Source organism: Mesorhizobium muleiense (genome assembly GCF_900099905.1).
Lineage (GTDB): Bacteria > Pseudomonadota > Alphaproteobacteria > Rhizobiales > Rhizobiaceae > Mesorhizobium > Mesorhizobium muleiense.
Genome location: NZ_FNEE01000003.1, coordinates 354,301 through 372,742 on the forward strand (window position 1 = coordinate 354,301; position 18,442 = coordinate 372,742).

General features: G+C 64.3%; 18 protein-coding genes. 16 read left to right on the forward strand and 2 right to left on the reverse strand.

Translation table 11 applies throughout. The features are described from left to right. Window positions 1-3: 3 nt before the first annotated feature. Both BLT09_RS09270 and BLT09_RS09275 read right to left on the reverse strand, forming a co-directional pair. Window positions 4-885: an ABC transporter substrate-binding protein gene (locus BLT09_RS09270; RefSeq protein WP_236473019.1), complete on the reverse strand. Its 882-nt coding sequence runs from the start codon at window positions 883-885 to the stop codon at window positions 4-6. Window positions 886-892: 7 nt separating this feature from the next. Beyond that, window positions 893-3,067, reverse strand: a complete 2,175-nt coding sequence (locus BLT09_RS09275; protein WP_236473020.1) for a TonB-dependent siderophore receptor — start codon at window positions 3,065-3,067, stop codon at window positions 893-895. A gap of 199 nt (window positions 3,068-3,266) precedes the next feature. Here BLT09_RS09275 and BLT09_RS09280 point away from each other — a divergent pair, with 199 nt between their 5' ends. From BLT09_RS09280 to BLT09_RS09360, 16 genes are all read left to right on the forward strand, one after another. Then, window positions 3,267-4,091: an ATP-binding cassette domain-containing protein gene (locus BLT09_RS09280; protein ID WP_091592493.1), complete on the forward strand. Its 825-nt coding sequence runs from the start codon at window positions 3,267-3,269 to the stop codon at window positions 4,089-4,091. 29 nt (window positions 4,092-4,120) lie between these two features. Then, complete coding sequence (exbB, locus tag BLT09_RS09285; protein ID WP_091592319.1) at window positions 4,121-5,080, forward strand: tonB-system energizer ExbB; 960 nt, start codon at window positions 4,121-4,123, stop codon at window positions 5,078-5,080. 15 nt (window positions 5,081-5,095) lie between these two features. Then, the gene (gene exbD / locus BLT09_RS09290; RefSeq protein WP_091592320.1) at window positions 5,096-5,554 is read left to right on the forward strand and encodes a TonB system transport protein ExbD; all 459 of its coding nucleotides are present in this window, start codon (window positions 5,096-5,098) and stop codon (window positions 5,552-5,554) included. After that, on the forward strand, window positions 5,554-6,537 hold the full coding sequence (locus tag BLT09_RS09295) for a TonB family protein (RefSeq protein ID WP_091592322.1): 984 nt from the start codon (window positions 5,554-5,556) through the stop codon (window positions 6,535-6,537). Before exbD ends, BLT09_RS09295 begins: the two co-directional genes overlap by 1 nt. Before the next feature lie 278 nt (window positions 6,538-6,815). Then, window positions 6,816-7,148, forward strand: coding sequence for an ArsR/SmtB family transcription factor (locus BLT09_RS09300; RefSeq protein WP_091592325.1), 333 nt, complete (start codon window positions 6,816-6,818; stop codon window positions 7,146-7,148). Between the two features lie 16 nt (window positions 7,149-7,164). Continuing rightward, complete coding sequence (locus BLT09_RS09305; RefSeq protein WP_091592327.1) at window positions 7,165-7,671, forward strand: arsenate reductase ArsC; 507 nt, start codon at window positions 7,165-7,167, stop codon at window positions 7,669-7,671. Window positions 7,672-7,675: 4 nt separating this feature from the next. Beyond that, entirely contained in the window at window positions 7,676-8,365 is a 690-nt protein-coding gene (locus BLT09_RS09310) for an aquaporin (protein WP_091592495.1), read from the forward strand. Continuing rightward, entirely contained in the window at window positions 8,362-8,784 is a 423-nt protein-coding gene (gene arsC, locus BLT09_RS09315; RefSeq protein ID WP_091592329.1) for an arsenate reductase (glutaredoxin), read from the forward strand. Before BLT09_RS09310 ends, arsC begins: the two co-directional genes overlap by 4 nt. Further along, window positions 8,777-9,505 (forward strand): arsenical resistance protein ArsH, encoded by a 729-nt coding sequence (gene arsH, locus BLT09_RS09320; RefSeq protein ID WP_280141145.1) that lies wholly within the window; start codon window positions 8,777-8,779, stop codon window positions 9,503-9,505. The genes arsC and arsH overlap by 8 nt, the downstream gene beginning before the upstream one ends. Before the next feature lie 87 nt (window positions 9,506-9,592). Then, window positions 9,593-9,913, forward strand: coding sequence for an ArsR/SmtB family transcription factor (locus tag BLT09_RS09325; protein ID WP_091592333.1), 321 nt, complete (start codon window positions 9,593-9,595; stop codon window positions 9,911-9,913). Window positions 9,914-9,964: 51 nt separating this feature from the next. Beyond that, window positions 9,965-11,353 carry an NAD(P)-binding domain-containing protein gene (locus BLT09_RS09330; protein ID WP_091592335.1) on the forward strand — a complete coding sequence of 463 codons (1,389 nt, stop codon included), beginning with the start codon at window positions 9,965-9,967 and terminating at the stop codon, window positions 11,351-11,353. Then, window positions 11,350-12,564, forward strand: coding sequence for an MFS transporter (locus BLT09_RS09335; protein WP_091592337.1), 1,215 nt, complete (start codon window positions 11,350-11,352; stop codon window positions 12,562-12,564). Before BLT09_RS09330 ends, BLT09_RS09335 begins: the two co-directional genes overlap by 4 nt. Before the next feature lie 287 nt (window positions 12,565-12,851). After that, complete coding sequence (locus tag BLT09_RS09340) at window positions 12,852-14,351, forward strand: helicase HerA domain-containing protein (protein WP_091592339.1); 1,500 nt, start codon at window positions 12,852-12,854, stop codon at window positions 14,349-14,351. 461 nt (window positions 14,352-14,812) lie between these two features. Then, window positions 14,813-15,964 (forward strand): D-alanyl-D-alanine-carboxypeptidase/endopeptidase AmpH, encoded by a 1,152-nt coding sequence (gene ampH / locus BLT09_RS09345; protein WP_091592341.1) that lies wholly within the window; start codon window positions 14,813-14,815, stop codon window positions 15,962-15,964. Between the two features lie 315 nt (window positions 15,965-16,279). Continuing rightward, a complete protein-coding gene (locus BLT09_RS09355) occupies window positions 16,280-16,828 on the forward strand; it encodes a sugar dehydrogenase complex small subunit (protein WP_091592345.1) in 549 nt (182 codons plus the stop codon). Further along, a complete protein-coding gene (locus BLT09_RS09360; RefSeq protein WP_091592497.1) occupies window positions 16,825-18,438 on the forward strand; it encodes a GMC family oxidoreductase in 1,614 nt (537 codons plus the stop codon). The genes BLT09_RS09355 and BLT09_RS09360 overlap by 4 nt, the downstream gene beginning before the upstream one ends. The last annotated feature ends 4 nt before the right edge of the window (window positions 18,439-18,442 follow it).

Sequence of the window (18,442 nt, forward strand, 5' to 3'; positions counted from 1 at the left end):
TGGTCATGCCCGGGCCAAAAACGTCGCAAAACGGGTAGCGGCGGCTAGCCCGCCGAACGGCCATACCGGCGGGATTGTCCTGACGTTGCCGGCCTTGACGCAGGGAAGGTTGGCCCAGAGGCTGCTCTGGTCGATCCTGATCTTCACATGCGGCGGGATCGGATCGAGCGAAATCACGCGGGCCTCGCCGATCGCAACCAGTTCTTCGATGCCCAGCATGGAAAAGCCCCAGCTATCGGTCGGCGCCGTCCAGGCGTTGGTGAGGCTCAGCCGGTCGAGCACGTCCTGGAACAGACTGCCCTTGCCGTAGACGCGGACGTGACGATCGTCGAACATGCTGACCACCGCGAGCGGCTGGTCTGCCCGCCCAGAAAACTGTGCCCTGATCTGGGAAATTGCCGCCGCCGTTTCCTGGACAAGGCGCAGAGCCTCAGCCTCGCGGCCGAGCTGTGAGCCAAGTTTCAGCGTCTCATTCTCGGCCTGGCGATAAGGCGCTTCGGTGCCATCGTAGAAGGGCACCGTATGCAGCGGCGCGATCCGCCTGAACGGAGCTTCGTCCAGCCCATAGCCATAGGCGCCGGTGATAAGATCGGGCTTGAGTTCCAGGAGCAGTTCGAGATTGGGCTCGCCGCGCGAGCCGAGATCGAGGCAGCCGGCAGGAAGAGCCGGTCCCGCGACCCAGTCGCGGTAACCTTTTGAGTCGGCGACCGCCACCGGGCCGATCCCGAGCGAGATGACCATCTCGGCCGAGGTCCATTCGAGGCAGGCGACGCGCGGCGGCGGAGCGGTATGCGCCGGGTCGCCGCGCACGCCTAGGCTCGTCGCGGCCAGGCCGGCCAGGCACCGGCGCCGCGTCAGTGGCGCCAATTGGGTCCGGGCCTGCACGCGCGGGTCACCATGTGTACTTCACCGAGCCGTTGATCCGGCGACCCTCGCCATAAAAGCAGCCGAAGCTTTCCGCGTAGCAGGAGGCGACATAGCGCTTGTCGAACAGATTGCTGACATTGAGGTTCAGCTCGGCGTTCCTCCATTCGTAGTGGAGTGCGGCATCGACAAGCGTGACTGCCGGCACTTTGAAAGTGTTGGCGTCGTCGCCGAAAGTCGAGCCGACATAGCGGATGCCGGCGCCGAGCCCGAAGCCTTCCAATTTGCCGCTGCCGACGGTGTAATTCGCCCACAGCGAGGCCGCATGCTCCGGCACGCCGAATGGGGTGTTGCCCTCATCGCTGATTGTCTCGCCACTATCGTCATCGACGGTGATCGAGGTGGCCCTGGTGATCTCGGTGTCGAGATATGTATAGGCCGCCCGGAAATCGAAGCCTGAATCGAGGCTGGCAACAGCTTCCAGCTCGATGCCGCGCGACCTGATCTCGCCGGTCTGGAAGATGTCGTTGGGCGCGCCAACACCGCCATAACGTACGACATTCTGCCGGGCTAGGTCGAACGCCGAAACGGTGACGAAGGCGTTCCAGCCGACCGGCTGGTATTTCAGCCCGACCTCGTACTGCTTGCCGGTTTCGGGCACGAGCGGATTGCCGTTGCTGTCGGGGCCGGACACCGGCTGGAACGATTCGGAATAGCTGACATAAGGGGCAAGGCCATTGTCGGCGAGATAAAGCAGACCGGCGCGGCTGGTGAAGGCGTCGTCCTTCTGGCGAGGATTGAAAGCGCCGGCCAGATTGTCGTGGACTTTCGCGTCGGCCCAGTCCTGGCGGCCGCCCAGCGTCAGCCGCCAGTTGCCCAGCTTGATCTGGTCCTGCGCGTAGAGGCCGACCTGCGATTGGGTGGTGTCGGTGTCGGTATAGGGCGTCATTTCGCCGACCGGGTAGCCATAGGCCGGGTCGAATATGTTGAAATCATCGTCGGTCATATCGTTGCTGGCGGCATAGTCGCGGTAGGTGTAGCGCTTATAGTCGAAGCCGAGAAGCAGCGTGTGGGCGAGCGGCCCGGTGTCGAAATCGGCCTGCGCCTGGTTGTCGATGGTCACGCCGCTGAGCCTGCTGCCGCCGGCATCGGCATAGCGGGAATAGTCGCCCTCATCATTCAGAAGCCCGCCGCCGAAGACGCCTTCCTCATAGTGCTTCAGATAGACGTAGCGGGCATGCTGGCGAACCTGCCACGTCTCGTTGAAGCGGTGATCCAACTCGTAACCGATCGACGCCTGGTCGTTGTCGTAGGTGTCGAAGCCCGGTTCGCCGACGAACATGCTGTTCGGCAGGTATTTTCCGTCCCTGCCCGGCCTGATCGTGCCGTATGCCGGCAGATACTGCATCGCCCAGCCGGACCGGTCGCGCTGATAGTTGGCGAGGATGGTCAGGCTGGTATCGGCATCGGGCTGCCAGGTCAGCGCCGGCGCGATGAAGATGCGTTCGTCCTCGACGAAATCAGTCTGCGTATCGCCGGTGTGGGCGGCACCGGTGAGGCGGAACAGCAGCGACTTGTCGGCGTTGACAGCCCCGCTGAAGTCGAACTTTCCTTCATAGCGGTCGAAGCTTCCGGCGCCGAACTCGACCTCGCGGAGGTTCTCCTCGGTCGGGCGCTTGCTGACATAGTTGATGATGCCGCCAGGACTTGCCTGGCCGTAGAGAACCGATGCCGGCCCGCGCAGGATTTCGTAGCGTTCGGCACCGTAGGAATCGAGCGCCGTGAACAGCGTGAAATTGCTTTCCTTGAGTTGCAGCCCGTCCTTGTAGAAGACGCCGCTGGAGTTCGAAATGCCGCGCATCTGCAAGCCGTGGCCACGATTGTCGGTGCCGTAGAGATTGCCGGTTGCGCCTGGCGTATAACGCAGCGCACTGTTCAGGCTGTCCACCGCCTGCGCTTCCATCTGGTCTTTGGTGATGACCGATATCGACTGCGGCGTCTCGATCAGCGGTGTTTCGGTCTTGGTAGCGGTGGAGCCCTGGGTGGCGACATAGCCGTCGACCGTCCCAAAGGCGCTTTCGACGCGTTCCTGAATATTGATCGGGTCGAGAGTGGTGGTCGCCTCCTGCGCGACGGCGTGACCGCCGCCAAGCAGCACCGGCAGCGACATCGCCGCGACCAGCAGGTTTCGGCGCGCAGTCACTTCGCTTTGAGTTCTTCCGCGACCTGAACCAACGACCATCTCGGCGCGCTCCATATTTCGTGTTTCGACGCAAATCCGGCGCGTCACGACATTTTGTTGACTCAAAAAGTCATCTTCATTGTTGACTAGTAAACTCATGTTTCATAGTCAACCGGACATCGGCGCCCGCAAACCGGATTGCCGAAAACCGGATTTCGAAATGCGCGCGCAAAGCTGGAGGAAGGCCGAGACCGTGGCAGGAATTCATGCCCAGACTGCCTTTCATGTCGAAGCGGTGCGGTTCGCTGTCGGCGAGCGGACGCTGCTCGGTCCGGTTACACTCGAGTTGCAACGCTCGCGCGTCTATGGGCTGATCGGGCACAACGGCTCGGGCAAGTCGACGCTGATCAAGCTCCTGGCGCGCCAGCAGCCGGCAAGCTCGGGCGGCATAACCTTCGCGCAGCGGCCGCTGGTGCAGTGGGGCGCGCGTGAACTGGCGCGCGCGCTCGCCTATCTGCCGCAGACGATGCCGGCGGCGACCGGCCTGACGGTGCGCGAACTGGCGACGCTCGGCCGCTATCCCTGGCACGGCGCGCTCGGCCGTTTCGGGCATGAGGACAGGCGCCATGTCGATGAGGCGCTAGTTTTGACCGACATGGCTGACTTTACCGAGCGGCTGGTCGACGAATTGTCCGGCGGCGAGCGCCAGCGCGCATGGCTGGCCATGCTGGTGGCGCAGAATGCCGGCGTCATGCTGCTCGACGAGCCGATCTCGGCGCTCGACATCGCCCATCAGGTCGAGGTGCTGGGGCTGGTCAGGGACCTCAGCCGCAAGCGCGACCTGTGCGTCGTCGTCGTGCTGCACGATCCCAACATGGCGGCGCGCTACTGCGACGAATTGATCGCGCTGAAGGACGGCAGGCTGCTGACGCGCGGCACGCCGGACCAGATCATGCAGGGCGACGTGCTCAAAGGAATTTTCGGTGTCAAGATGGGCGTGTTTGCGCACCCCGTCACCGGCCAGCCCATCGGCTATGTGCAATGAGGCCACTCTTGAGAATAAGGAAGAAGCCCTTGTCCAGACATGGTTTGTTCGCGGCGTTGCTCGCATCCGCCATCCTGTCGGCCGGCGGCGCAGCCGCCCAGGAGCAACCGGAGGCAGCCGCCCAGGAGCAACCGGGCGCGGCCCCGGCGATCGAGGCGCCGGCTCCAGTGCCTGGGCAGGCTGCGCCAGACGCCGCCGCGCCACCGGCGACGCAGCCCGGCGTGACAACACCTATCGAGACAACGCCTACCGAGACTGGCCCTTCGACGGCAACGTCCCTGACCCTGCCGCGTGACCTCTCGCCATGGGGCATGTTCATGGCGGCCGACATCGTCGTGAAAGCGGTGATGATCGGGTTGGCTTTTGCGTCCTTCGTCACCTGGACGATATGGCTGGCCAAATCGCTGGAGATCCTTGGCGGCAAGCTGCGCGCCCGCCGCGCGGCACAAGCGATCGGCAATGCCGCGACGTTGAACCAGGCCGGGCGCGCGCTTGGCCACAATAACGGTCCTGGCGCCCTGCTGGTGCGGGCAGCCGAGGAAGAGACCGCGCTTTCGGCCGGCTCGCTCGACCATGTGTCCGGCGACGGGCTGAAGGAACGGGTCACCTCGCGCCTGTCGCGCATCGAGGCGGCGGCGGCGCGGCGCATGTCGCGCGGCACCGGCGTGCTGGCGACAATCGGCTCGACCGCGCCCTTCGTCGGCCTGTTCGGCACCGTCTGGGGCATCATGAACGCCTTCATCGGCATCTCGCAGGCGCAGACCACCAACCTCGCCGTCGTTGCCCCGGGCATTGCGGAAGCCTTGCTGGCCACGGCGATGGGCCTTGTCGCGGCGATCCCGGCGGTGGTCATCTACAACGTCTTCGCGCGATCGATAGCCGGCTACAGGCAGATCCTTGCCGATGCGTCGGCAGGGGTCGAGCGGCTGGTCAGCCGGGATCTGGATTTCCGCACGGCCGCGCCGGCAACGCAGCTCGCCGCGGAATGAACACGGAGCGACGCCATGGCGGCTAGAATTCGAGAGAACATCGACGGCGATCTCGAGGAAAACCACGAGATCAACGTCACGCCGTTCATCGACGTGATCCTGGTCCTGCTGATCATCTTCATGGTCGCGGCGCCGCTGGCGACCGTGGATGTCAATGTCGACCTGCCGGGCTCGACCGCAACGCCTGCGCCTCGACCGGAGACGCCGCTGTTCCTGACGCTGAAGAACGATCTCAGCCTGGCGATCGGCAACGACAGCGTGCCGCGCGCAGCCTTCGCCGCTGCGCTGGTCGGCAGGACAAAAGGCGACAGGCAGACGCGCATCTTCCTGCGCGCCGACAAGGCGGTCGGCTATGGCGAGCTGATGGAGGTGATGAACCTTTTGCGCGGCGCCGGCTATCTGAAGATCGCGCTGGTTGGCCTCGAGACCGCGCCCAGCGATGCCGCGGCGCCGCAAGTCGGAACCGGCCAATAATGTCGCCGGCGGCCGCCCTGCCGATGGCCGATCAGCGGCGGTTCGGCGCGCGCGAGATCGCCTGGTGGGCGGGCGCGGCTGCGCTGGTCCTGATGGCGCATGCCGCGGTCGGCTATGCGATGCAGAGCTGGCGCCCGGCCGAGCCCGATGGCGGGCCGCCGCAGGCGCAGGTGATCGAGCTGTCGCCAATGGCGCTCACGCCGGCCGAGCCGGCGCCGATATCGGATGAGATAGCACCCGATCAGCCGGACCCGGCCGAGGAGCCCGAGATAACCGAAACGGAGCCTCCGCCCGAACCGCCCGTCAAGCAGGCCGAGCCGGTCATCGAGCCGTCGGAAGTCGCTCCGGTCGACACGGTCGAGCCGACCCCGCCGACCGTGGCGGAACGGGTCGACCAGCCGCCGCTGGAGGAAGTCGTGCCCGAAATTGCCGAGGCCGTCACGCCGGAAGTGGTCGTTCCGCTGCCGCAGCCGAAACCGGTCGACAAACCCGTCGAGGCCAAGCCAAAGAAACAAGCAAAGACTGAGGTAAAGGAGCCGGCTGAGGTCAAGGCGAAGAAGCCTGTCAAAGAAGCCAAAAAGCGTCCGAAAAAGGAAAAGGCCGCACCGCCGCGGACGACGGCCAGTGTCGCTGCGACATCCGCAGCCGGGGCGGCCGCCCCGAAATCGACCAAGGCAACGGCTGCGAGATCCGGCGTGAGTCCGGACAGGTGGAATTCGCGGTTGCGTGCATGGATAAGACGGCACACAAATTATCCAAGGGCCGCGAAGGCCCGGCGCGCGGAAGGCAGTCCGAGCGTGACCTTCACGATCGACGGATCCGGCCGGGTCCTGTCCGCCCGGCTGGCTCGTTCCTCCGGCGATCCAGACCTCGATAGCGCGGCGCTCAGTGCATTACAGGGCGCGTCCGTGCCGGAGCCACCGCCGGAACTCGGCTCCCGCATAACCCGCACCGCGCCGTTCTCGTTCGCCCTGCGCAACTAAGTTCCTCGGCACAGTGATTTTGACAGGTCTGGGCCGGCAGCGAACGTCGACAATTCGGTCCAGTGGCAAACCGCCAACCTCTAGGATTAGCCGAATCATCCTCCACTTCGTCATCCCAGGGCGGCGCAAGGAGCGAAGCGACGCGGCGCAGACCCTGGGATTCATTCCGTGACATCAGCCGAAGAATGCAGCGGCTCAGAAGTGGCCGGCCTCTTGCCTCTGTCATCTGACTGTCACATACCCGCCATATACATCGATAATTCCGGATTCTAGGATACATGGATAAGAACACCGCTCTTCTCGCATTGGCAGCGCTTGGCCAGGACACCAGGCTCGAAGTGTTTCGCCTGCTGGTGCGGGCGGGCGCGGTCGGTGTGCCAGCCGGCGAGATCGCCGCGCGCCTCGGTGCGGTGCAGAACACCATGTCGGCGCATCTGAAGGTCCTCGACCATGCCGGCCTGGTCCGCGCCGAGCGCGACGGCCGGACGATCCGCTACGTCGCCGACATGACCGGCTTTCGCGATCTGCTTGCCTATCTCATGGAGGATTGCTGCAACGGCGCGCCGGAGCTCTGCCAGCCGGTCATTCAGGCCGTGACTTGCAACTGCTAGAAGGGAGGACCACCCCATGAATGACCCATACAACGTGCTTTTCCTGTGCACCGGCAATTCGGCACGGTCGATCCTTGCCGAAGCGATCCTCAACCGTGTCGGCGCCGGCAAGTTCAGGGCCTATTCGGCCGGATCGCGCCCGAAGGGAGAGGTCCATCCCTACGCGCTCCAGCTGTTGAAAACCCTCAACCACGACACGTCCTTCGCCCGCTCGAAAGACTGGCAGGAATTTGCGGCTCCTGGCGCCCCGGAGATGAATTTCGTTTTCACCGTCTGCGACAACGCGGCCAATGAAGCCTGTCCGGTCTGGCCGGGACAGCCGATGACCGCGCATTGGGGCGTGCCCGACCCGGCCGCCGTGGACGGCACCGACGCCGAAAAGCATCTGGCCTTTGCCGAAGCCTATCGCATGCTCAACAACCGGATCTCGATCTTCGTCAGCCTGCCGATGAACACGATCGACAAGCTCGCCCTGCAGAAACGGCTCGATGAAATCGGCCGCGATCTGCCGAAGGCCGGCTGACATCATGGCGGCTGACCTGTCCCGCCGCATCGTCGCGGAAGCGCTCGGCACGGCAATGCTGGTCGCGACGGTCGTCGGCTCCGGCATCATGGCGGATCGTCTGACGGACGATGTGGGTCTCTCCCTGCTCGGCAACACGCTGCCGACTGGAGCGATTTTGGTGGTGCTGATCACCATACTCGGACCGATTTCCGGGGCGCATTTCAATCCGGCGGTGACGCTGGTTTTTGCCCTCAGGCGGGAAATCGAAGCGAACGCTGCACTGGCCTATGTGATCGCCCAGATTGCCGGCGGCATCGCCGGAACGCTGCTGGCGCACGCCATGTTCGAACTGCCAATTCTCCAGATCTCGCAAACCGTGCGGACCGGAAACGGACAATGGATTGCGGAACTGGTGGCCGCCTTCGGCCTGGTCTTCACCATTCTCGCCGGTCTTCGCTTCCGTTCGGATGCCATTCCATGGCTGGTCGGCCTCTACATCACCGCGGCCTACTGGTTCACGGCCTCGACCTCGTTTGCCAATCCGGCAGTCGCCATTGCCCGGGCGGTTTCCAACACCTTCACGGGCATCCGGCCGATAGATCTGCCGGGGTTTATTGTCGCCGAGCTGCTGGGCGCGCTGCTTGCCATGGCGTTGGCAGGATGGCTGCTCGCTGAACCCAAGCCAATCAGACAGATGAGAGCCGCGAAATGACCATCACCATCTACCACAATCCCAACTGCGGCACCTCGCGCAACACGCTCGCCATCATCCGGCAGTCCGGCGAAGAGCCTGAGGTGATCGAGTATCTGAAAAACCCGCCGTCGCGTGAACGGCTGGTCGAGCTGATCGCGGCGATGGGGATGACGCCGCGCCAATTGCTGCGCGAGAAGGGCACGCCTTACGCCGAGCTCAATCTCGGCGATCCCAAATGGACGGACGACGAGATCGTCGATTTCATGCTGGCGCATCCGATCCTGATCAACCGGCCGATCGTCGTGACGCCGCTTGGCACCATGCTTGCTCGGCCGTCCGAAGCGGTTCTCGACATCCTGCCCAATCCTGAGATCGGGCCGTTCGCCAAGGAAGACGGCGAAGTCGTCATCGATGCGCAGGGCAAGCGCGTTGCCTGACCTAGTGCCCGAAGACTCGCTTCCGAACGTCGACGAAGACCAGTTCCGGCCGATCGACCTGCAGGCGCTGCTCGACGTGCCGCGGTCGATCCACAAACCTCGCGTGCTGATGCTCTACGGCTCGCTGCGCGAGCGGTCCTATTCGCGGCTTGCGACGGAGGAGGCAGCTCGCATTTTGCGCCGCCTGGGCGCCGAGGTGCGCATCTACAATCCCGCCGGCCTGCCGCTGCCGGATTCGACCTCGGCCGACCACGCCAAAGTCCAGGAGCTGCGAGACCTGTCGATCTGGTCGGAAGCGCAGGTCTGGTGCTCGCCGGAGCGGCATGGCTCAATGACGGGAGTGATGAAGGCGCAGATCGACTGGCTGCCGCTGTCGGCCGGCGGCGTCAGGACGACGCAGGGCCGCACGCTGGCGGTGATGCAGGTGTCGGGCGGCTCGCAGAGTTTCAACGCCGTGAACCAGCTTCGTCTCCTCGGCCGCTGGATGCGGATGATCACCATCCCCAACCAGTCGTCGGTAGCCAAGGCTTTCAACGAGTTCGACGAGGCCGGCCGCATGAAGCCGTCGCCGTACTACAACAGGATCGTCGACGTGATGGAGGAGCTGATGAAGTTCACGCTGCTCTTGCGTGATCGGTCCGCCTATCTCACGGACCGTTATTCCGAGCGCGTCGAAAGCGCCGAAGAAGTCGCCAAGCGGGTCAACCAGCGGTCGATGTGAGGCGGGTGTGCGATACCGGTATACGATTAATTCGATGATGTTCGAAATAGTATTGACGGGACGTCGTCTCAGCACTATCTTATTTCCATGAAACTCGAACAAGCAGCAAAACAGCTCGAGGCGCTCGGCAATCCGACGCGGCTCAAGCTTTATCGCACGCTGGTGCGGGCAGGCGAAACCGGGCGACCGGTCGGTTATTTGCAGGAAAGCCTTGGCATCGCTGCGTCGACGCTGTCGCATCATCTGCACCGGCTCATCCTGACCGGCCTGGTCACCCAGGAACGCCAAGCAACGACGCTGATTTGCCGTGCCAATTACCCTGTGATGAACGATCTCCTTGGCTTTCTTGCCGATGAATGTTGTGCCGATGCCGCATGCGGCCCGGCTGTCGGGGAGGCGGCTGCATAACTCTTTTTTTGACTGGTATTTCTATAATCCTAGAAACATAGAAGGGGTGTCATGGTTTCTGAAAACGATCTCCCGATCGCCATCATCGGCGGCGGACCTGTCGGCCTGGCGGCTGCCGCCCAACTGGTCAGCCGTGGCCTGCCGGTCAAGGTTTATGAGGCCGGTGCTTCTGTCGGCTCGAACCTTCGGGATTGGGGTCATGTGCGGGTTTTCACACCATGGCGCTATTGTGTCGATGCGGTCGCCCGAAAACTTCTCGAGAGCCATGGCTGGCAAATGCCGGAGCCGGAGGCGTTCCCCACCGCGGATGAAATTGTCGACCAGTACCTCGCGCCGCTGGCCAAGCTTGCCGAACTGGCGCCGTCGATCGAGACCAGTGCCCGTGTTGTCGCCATTTCCCGCTGGGGAGCCGACAAGGTGTTGAGCAAGGCGCGGGAGACGCGGCCGTTCATGCTGCTGGTCGAAACGGCGAACGGCACGCGCCGGGACAGCGCGCGTGCCGCCATCGATGCGTCCGGCACCTGGCAGACGCCGAACCCTCTTGGCGCCGGCGGCTTGCCGGCCGAAGGCGAGAGGAAATTTGGCGACCGCTTCGCCTACGGCATCCCAAATGTTCTCGGTCGCGACAGTCATCTCTATGCACGTCGCACGACATTGGTGGTCGGCGCCGGCCATTCCGCTGCCAATGCCTTGCTGGAATTGGCGGGGCTTGCGCAAACCGAACCGGGCACTTCGGCACTATGGGTGACGCGCAGCACCGACCTTGCCCGCATCTACGGCGGCGGCGATGCCGACGCCCTGCCGGCGCGGGGCGAGCTTGGCTCCGATGTCCGGCAGCTCGCCGAGAGCGGACGCGTGCGGCTGGTGACCGGCTTTGCCATTGTTGCCATTCGCGAGGTCGACAGCCGGCTCGTAGTCGAAGGGCAGACGGAAGAGGGATTGCGCACGCTCGGACCCGTCGACCGGATCATCGCCGCGACGGGGCAGCGCCCCGATCTCGCCTTGACCCGGGAGCTCCGGCTGGAGCTCGATCCGTGGCTCGAAGGCGTCAAGGCGCTCGGACCGCTCATCGATCCCAACGAGCACTCATGCGGCGATGTCCCGCCGCATGGTCATCGCGAGCTCAGCCACCCCGAGCCCGATTTCTACACGGTCGGCGTCAAAAGCTATGGCCGGGCGCCGACATTCTTGCTGCTGACCGGCTATGAGCAGGTCCGCTCGGTCGCCGCGGCGATCGCCGGCGACATGGCTGCCGCCGATGCCGTGCAGCTGGTGTTGCCCAAGACCGGCGTCTGCACGGTGCCGGTGTCACTTTCAGGCGCGTCGTCCCAGGGTTGCTGCGGCGGACCAGCGCCGGCTGCTGTCGACGCCTGCTGTGCCGACGATGCCAAGGCGAAGGCGAGCGGCAAGTCGGGCTGCGGCTGCGGCGTCGCGGCATGAGTCTTTCACCGCCTACGCGCAGTCGCGGCGCGATCATCGCCGCGCTCGGCATGACGCAGATCATGGCGTGGGGGTCTTCCTATTATCTCCCGGCGGTGATCGCGCCGGCCGTTGTGGCCGACACGGGTTGGCCTCTGGCATGGGTTGTCGGAGGCCTGTCCCTCGGCCTTTTCGTCGGCGGGCTGATTTCTCCACGCGTGGGTAGCTCGATTGAACGACATGGCGGCCGGAATGTGCTGGCCTTCAGCGCCGCATGTATCGGGACTGGTCAGATCGGACTGGCAATTGCTCCAAGTTTAGCGGCCTACATCGTTGCCTGGCTTGTTATCGGCCTTGGGATGGGGGCTGGGCTCTACGATGCCGCCTTTGCGACCCTGGGCCGGCTATATGGCCATGGCGCGCGCTCCGCCATCACCACGCTCACTCTGTTCGGCGGCTTCGCAAGCACGGTTTGCTGGCCGCTTTCTGCTTTTTTAATGGGAGAGATCGGATGGCGAGGGGCATGTCTGGTCTATGCCGCCGTGCAATTGCTGGTCGCTCTGCCGCTGTATCTCCTTATCCTGCCGCGTGGCGTCGCCCGGCCCGCCAGCCAGTCCGATCAGAAGACAGTCGTGGCTTCCGTGCCTGTGACGAGGTCGACGCCGGTTATGGTCATCCTGGCGACGACTATAACGCTCGCGGCGGTCATATCCTCGACCCTCTCCGTCCATCTTCTAACTGTCCTTCAGTCGACCGGCATGGCGCTGGCCGCGGCGGTGGGACTGGGCGCGCTTGTCGGTCCGTCGCAGGTCGGCGCTCGCGCGATCGAGATGGTCGTTGCCCGCTACCACCATCCGATATGGACCAAGGTCGTATCGGTCGGATGCGTGGCGATCGGGGTGTCGGCTCTCTGGATGGGAATGCCGATCATCCCGCTGGCCCTGACGTTTTACGGTGCCGGCATCGGCCTGGAATCAATTGCCCGAGGAACATTGCCGCTGGCCCTGTTCGGTGCCTCCGGCTATGCCAGGCTTATGGGTCGTCTGGCCATGCCAAGCCTGATTGCTCAAGCCGCCGCCCCTTCCGTGGGCGCGCTGCTGGTCGAACAGCTCGGTGCGCATGGCATGCTTGCCGTCCTGTCGGCACTTGCCCTGGTCAATGCGGTGTTGGTCGGCGCGCTCGCGCTGCTGCTTTTCCGGCCTCGAGCGCTGGGAATAGAGTCTGTTCCTTGATCGCGTACCATGCTCGGCGGCCGGCCGAGCAAACGATGTCCAGCTTGCGAGGCGATGACGCCGATCTTCATTCGCCGTGATCGCCCGTCTCGAGATCGCCCGTCCCAGCCTCGCTTGAGCGCTGGCGCCAGAAACATCGTCGTGAGCTGGTCGATATGCGTCTGATGGTTCCGCTCCATTCGAGCGGACAGCAGCGTCGACCTGTGCGCAACACCGAGCCGCCGGCCATCGGCGCTCGACGGGCTGTGATGCGGTTGATAAGCCCTCTCCCTAAGGAGAGTCGAGACATGACCGTTGCGATCGAGATGGGCCACACGACCGCGGGCGCCCCGGCGGCGCTGGATCTTGAGGAGCTGCTGGCGACGCGCCTTTTGGTGCAGGGCAATTCGGGCTCCGGCAAATCCCATCTGCTGCGCCGGCTGCTGGAGCAGAGTGCCCCTTGGGTGCAGCAGACCATCATCGACCCCGAAGGCGACTTCGTCTCGCTGGGCGACCGGTTCGGCCATTTGGTGATCGATGCCGAGGAGCATACCGAGCGCGGCCTGCAGAGCGCCGGCGAGCGGGCGCGCATCCACCGCGTCTCCACGGTGCTCAATCTCGAGGGGCTCGACGCCGAGAACCAGATGCGCCGCGCCGCCGCCTTCCTTGGCGGGCTTTTTGAGGTCGCCCGCGACCACTGGTACCCGATGCTGGTGGTGGTGGACGAGGCGCAGCTGTTCGCGCCGGCTGTGGCCGGCGAGGTTTCGGACGAGGCGCGCAAGCTCTCGCTTGGCGCCATGACGAACCTGATGTGCCGAGGCCGCAAACGCGGGCTTGCCGGCATCATCGCCACTCAGCGGCTGGCCAAGCTGGCCAAGAATGTCGCCGCCGAGGCTTCCAATTTCCTCATGGGCCGGACTTTTCTCGATATCGACATGGCGCGCGCCGCCGACCTTTTGGGCATGGAGCGGCGCCAGGCGGAGGCTTTTCGCGACCTGGAGCGCGGGCAATTCATGGCGCTCGGCCCGGCGCTGTCGCGCCGTCCGCTCGGCTTGCGCATCGGCCCGACCGACACAAGTCCGCGCAATGGCACGCCGCGGCTGATGCCGCTGCCGGAAGCAGCCCTTGAGGACGCACGCGCCATCATCCTGGCAGCACCGCCGCCGGAAACTGTCCGGCCGCAGCGCCGGTCGTCGCCGGACCTTCTCGATCAGCTGATGGCGGCGAAGTCGGCGGCGCTGGAAATCCGCCCCGAACCGTCGGAGCCGCCGATCAGCGCCGAGGATTTGGCGGAGCGGCGTGAGCGCGTCGACCGTGTCCTGCGCGCCGTTCTGGTGCAGCCCGACGCGGGCTTCCGGGTCATCGGCGTGCTTTATCAGGAGTTCGTGGTCCGCTGCCGGATAGAAGGCCTCGCCTCGGTGGTGCCGGACCTGCCCGCCTTTCGCCGCATGCTGACGCGCGCCCGCGCCGGCCTCGGCTCCGACATGGCAGGGGATGACGCCTGGCAGGACGTCTCGGCGCGCGCCTCGCTGCTGCCCGAGGATATGCAAGGCGTGTTCATGATGATCGCCCGCGCAGCGAAAGAGGGCTGGCCCTGCCCAAGCGACGCAGCGATCGCCCGCGCCTACGGCTCGCACTCGCTGCGCCGCGCCCGGCGCCTGCTGACCTATATCGAGGAGCAGGGGCTGATCGTCTGCCAGCTTGACGGGGTTGGACGGCGGACGGTGACGCTGGTGGAACTGGCCTGGGCGACGGCGCCGGGGGATCCCGGTGCTGCGGAGGTGGAGCAGGGGCGTTTGGCTGTGTGAGGCGGCGGCCGAGCGCGCAAGGGAAATGCCACGCATCAAGGCGATGTATGGCCAAGCGGCAGGTACAGCGGCGAGTCTTTTTTGCGCAGATAGGGCCTTGGCCCGCCACAGCTCTTCTGCCCGGTCTTCATCATACGACGACGATTGGCGCGACGCAGATCCGCCTATTGTAAATTGTTCGACGCTACAGCACTCCCTCCTGCCGACGGCGCTTCACATATCTTCTAAATTACCCGCGGGTCGGTTTGCTAATGAAGAGATCAGCCCCGATCAACTGACGAATGACAAGAAATACGGCATGACTGTAGCGCAAATAGCCGCCGAAACTACGCTACCGCCGCCGATTACCCCCTTCGGTTCATTCTGTTGACATCCCCTGCTTCTGGAGAGATGGTAAGATACTACGCGGCGGCCCTTTTTCCGAAGATTTTATTCTGCAGCTTCATCAAAGGATTTCGGCAATGCGTTTGTCTCGATCGCGCCGACTTATGGCCATCGCTTTGACGGCAATCGCAGCCGTTCCCTCTTCTGGACATGCCGAGGACAAGCTGCTGACGGAAGCGGTGCAGTTCAACGGTACGATCCTGTATCTCTCCACCGAAGTGCCTGGCCTGATCTTCGGCGCCGTGCGCAACGGCGAGACGGCCTTGGCTGGTTTCGGCAAGATTGCCGACGGGAGTGAAAAAGTGCCCGACGGCGACACAATGTTCCGCATCGCATCCGTGAGCAAGGTGTTCTGCGGCAGTGTGCTTTCCTCGCTGGCGATCGACGGCAAGGTACAGCTCACCGACCGGCTGCAGGATCGCCTCGGCTGGGACGTCACGCTCCCTGAGAAGGATGGCCGCGCCCTCCGGCTGATCGATCTCGTCGCGCAAGCTTCCGGCCTTCCGCGGGAGGTGCCAGTGGCCGATGCGCCCCCCTCCGACCCCTTCTCTACGAACACCAAAGAGGCGCAGATTGCCGCCCTCAAGGACAATCCGCTGCTGTTCGCGCCGGGCACCGCCGTTCTCTATTCGAACTTCGGATACGACCTCCTTGGAGCGGCGCTCGCGAATGTCTCTGGAAAGCCTTATGTCGAGCTCCTTCGGGAGCGTGTCCTCGATCCTCTCGGCATGAAAGACACGGTTTTCAACGCAAGGCCGGAGGACGAGCCGCGCCTGATGCAGGGCCATAACTTCGACGGCAGCGCCATGCCCATCGTGCCGACGAGCACAGCCATGGAGTGCGCCGGTGGATTGTACTCGACCGCGGACGATCTGCTGCGCTGGATGAACTGGCATGTCGAGAACAAGCCTTCTGCGGCCGATGCCGAGTTGCGGCTTTTGAACCACGCGGCTTTTTTGTACCGGGACGGGCTCGCGTCGGTGGTGGGGCTGGATGACGGCGGCCCGATGGACGCCATGGGTCTCGGATGGGTCATCATGCTCCCCACCGAGCATAGCCCGCTCATCCTCCAGAAGAGCGGCGGCCTGCAAGGGATGTTTCTCTATGTTGCGATTGCACCGACACGCGGCGTCGGCGCTTTCTTCGTCATGAACCAATTCAATGCCGCCGGCTTCATGGCGGGGGTCAAGACGACGAACGATTTCGTCGCAGAGATCGCTCCACGCTGATTTTCGCACTGATCGGGGAACGTGCGCGATGATTAACGCTGCGGAGGGCCTGGCGGACCGCATGTTTGGTGGCAAGGCAAGCTCGACATCGGCTATTTCCGGCCGACGGCTTAGCTATCCCCTCCTGAGGACGACCACCGCATGGATTCGCGTGCAAGGTCGGGCCCAAGCGGCGCTTTTGATCTCAAATGTGGAGCTCTCTGGCTCGACTGTTCTGAGCTTGAAAGGGTCGATTGACCAATCTCAGATTGAGCCGTAGCTTCAGATAAGCGTGCGGCCTCGTTGTTTCAGCAGAGGCTCGCCTTGAGGGTACCGATGGCTGGCAGTGACGATGCGCGTCTGCCCAAGCAGGTAGGTCAGCCGGCGCCGCATCATTCTGCGCCGGCAACAGTGCGGCGACGGGAGCTTCTGATTGCCGTCTCGACGCTCGCCGCATTCTTCGGATTGCCCGCCGCGGCCCGTAGCCAGGTCGCGTTGAGCAGCGCGATCGACCTCGGCGCGTTTCGCGAATTGACAGGCATACTGACGGGCATGTCGCCGAGCGACGCCACGCTGCCGGAATTGTTCCTGCAGGCATTCTCGGCTGACGCCGCCGATCTCGGAAAACTGCATGCGATCGTGACGGAACAGCCCGAGACAGAATGGGACAGCGCGGTTGCGTCGGCGGGGCTGAAACCGCTGTCGGAATCGCTCATCCAAGCCTGGTATACGGGTAGCATCATGCACGGCTCGGAAGAACGCGTCCTTACCTATCTCGATGCGTTCGTCTGGCATGCCTGCGGTTACACCAAGCCGCCGACGCGATGCGACACGAATTTTGGCGCGTGGGCGAACGCACCGCCGCCCGGACGGTTTTCCGAATGACCGCGCCGGCGTCCGCCGATGTCGTGTTTGTCGGTTCAGGCGTAGCCGCGGCGCTTGCCGGCGCGGCTATCGCGAAAGCAGGCTTCAGCGTGCTGTTCCTCGAGGCGGGACCGCGCGTCGATCGCGGCACCGCTGTGACACGATTCCAGTACTCGTCCGCGAAGGGCCAGAACTCGCCTTACCCCGACCAGCCCTATGCGCCGCAGCCGGAAGAATCCGACTTCTCCGCCTACTATGTCGAGGCTGGGCCGGACACCTTTAGGGGACAGCAGGCGAGGATCGTCGGCGGCACCACGTGGCACTGGGGCGGGCTCGCCGCGCGGTTCCGGCCAAACGATTTCAAGATGCGCTCGAAGTTCGGCGTCGGCGTCGATTGGCCTATCGCCTATGGCGACATGGAGCCGTGGTATCAGGCCGCCGAGGAAGAGATCGGCGTCGCGGGCGACGACACCGCCGATTTCGGCGCGCCGCGCTCAAGGTCGTTTCCGATGCCACCGATCCCCATGACCTATGCCGACAAGCAGGTCGGCATCGCTGCCAAGGCGCTCGGCTACTCGGTGTTGCCATTTCCACAGGCGCGCAATTCGGTGTGGCGGGATGGCCGCCCGCAATGCTGCGGCAATGCGAGTTGCGTGCCGATCTGCCCCATCCAGGCGAAGTACGACGCGACGCATCATCTCGCCATCGCGGAGCGCGCCAGCGCGCATGTCGAGCCGCAGGCCGTGGTGCACGAGCTAGTCGTCGGTCCGGACAAACGCATTGCCGAAGTGCGTTACCGTCGCCCAGATCGCAGCGAGGGCAGCGCGACCGGAAAAATTGTGGTCATCGCGGCGCATACCATTGAGACGCCAAAGCTGCTACTGCTTTCGACGGGAGACAATGCGCCGACGGGCGTGGCGAACAGTTCCGACCAGGTCGGCCGCAATCTGCTGTCGCAGATCGATGTCGGCATTCAGGGACTGACCAGGGATCCCGTGTTCACCTATCGCGGACCGGTCTCGACCGGTGGCATTGCCGAGCTTCGGGACGGCGATTTCCGCAACGAGCGTGCGGCCATCGGCATCTCGCCTTCCAACGAGGGCTGGGCGCGGGCGGTCGGTCCGTTCCAGGCTGCGACGACCTTCATCAAACAGGGCCTGCGCGGCGATGCGCTTAAGGCGGCAGTCCGTTCGCACGTCGCGCGGGAGCTGATCATTGGCAGCTCTGCCGAAATGCTTCCCAATCCGGACAATCGCGTGACGCTGAGCAATCAGATGGACGGGATCGGCATTCCGCGGCCGAACATCGCCTTCAAGTCTGACGACTACACGGCGCGCGGGCTGGCGGTCGCGCGCGATGTGCAGAACAAGCTCATGGCTGCACTCGGCGCCACGCAGATCAAGCAGCTCGGCCCGATCGCTGACAGCGCGATCATGGGCGGCACGACACGCATGGGAGATGACCCGCTCACCTCGGTCGTCGACAGGGACCTGAAGAGCCACGACCATCCAAACCTCTACATCGTTGGCTCGTCCGTCTTCCCGTCCATCACGGCGAATGCGCCCACGCTCACCATTGCGGCGCTCAGTGCGCGCCTCGGCGCGCATCTCATCTCCCTGCTGAAGGCGTAGATGT

Excerpts from the sequence above, each read along its gene's own strand:
- BLT09_RS09280 (WP_091592493.1), top strand. The coding sequence starts at position 3,267 with ATGCGCGCGCAAAGCTGGAGGAAGGCCGAGACCGTGGCAGGAATTCAT.
- exbD (WP_091592320.1), top strand. The coding sequence starts at position 5,096 with ATGGCGGCTAGAATTCGAGAGAACATCGACGGCGATCTCGAGGAAAAC.
- BLT09_RS09295 (WP_091592322.1), top strand. The coding sequence starts at position 5,554 with ATGTCGCCGGCGGCCGCCCTGCCGATGGCCGATCAGCGGCGGTTCGGC.
- BLT09_RS09300 (WP_091592325.1), top strand. The coding sequence starts at position 6,816 with ATGGATAAGAACACCGCTCTTCTCGCATTGGCAGCGCTTGGCCAGGAC.
- BLT09_RS09305 (WP_091592327.1), top strand. The coding sequence starts at position 7,165 with ATGAATGACCCATACAACGTGCTTTTCCTGTGCACCGGCAATTCGGCA.
- BLT09_RS09310 (WP_091592495.1), top strand. The coding sequence starts at position 7,676 with ATGGCGGCTGACCTGTCCCGCCGCATCGTCGCGGAAGCGCTCGGCACG.
- arsC (WP_091592329.1), top strand. The coding sequence starts at position 8,362 with ATGACCATCACCATCTACCACAATCCCAACTGCGGCACCTCGCGCAAC.
- BLT09_RS09325 (WP_091592333.1), top strand. The coding sequence starts at position 9,593 with ATGAAACTCGAACAAGCAGCAAAACAGCTCGAGGCGCTCGGCAATCCG.
- BLT09_RS09330 (WP_091592335.1), top strand. The coding sequence starts at position 9,965 with ATGGTTTCTGAAAACGATCTCCCGATCGCCATCATCGGCGGCGGACCT.
- BLT09_RS09335 (WP_091592337.1), top strand. The coding sequence starts at position 11,350 with ATGAGTCTTTCACCGCCTACGCGCAGTCGCGGCGCGATCATCGCCGCG.
- BLT09_RS09340 (WP_091592339.1), top strand. The coding sequence starts at position 12,852 with ATGACCGTTGCGATCGAGATGGGCCACACGACCGCGGGCGCCCCGGCG.
- ampH (WP_091592341.1), top strand. The coding sequence starts at position 14,813 with ATGCGTTTGTCTCGATCGCGCCGACTTATGGCCATCGCTTTGACGGCA.
- BLT09_RS09355 (WP_091592345.1), top strand. The coding sequence starts at position 16,280 with ATGGCTGGCAGTGACGATGCGCGTCTGCCCAAGCAGGTAGGTCAGCCG.
- BLT09_RS09360 (WP_091592497.1), top strand. The coding sequence starts at position 16,825 with ATGACCGCGCCGGCGTCCGCCGATGTCGTGTTTGTCGGTTCAGGCGTA.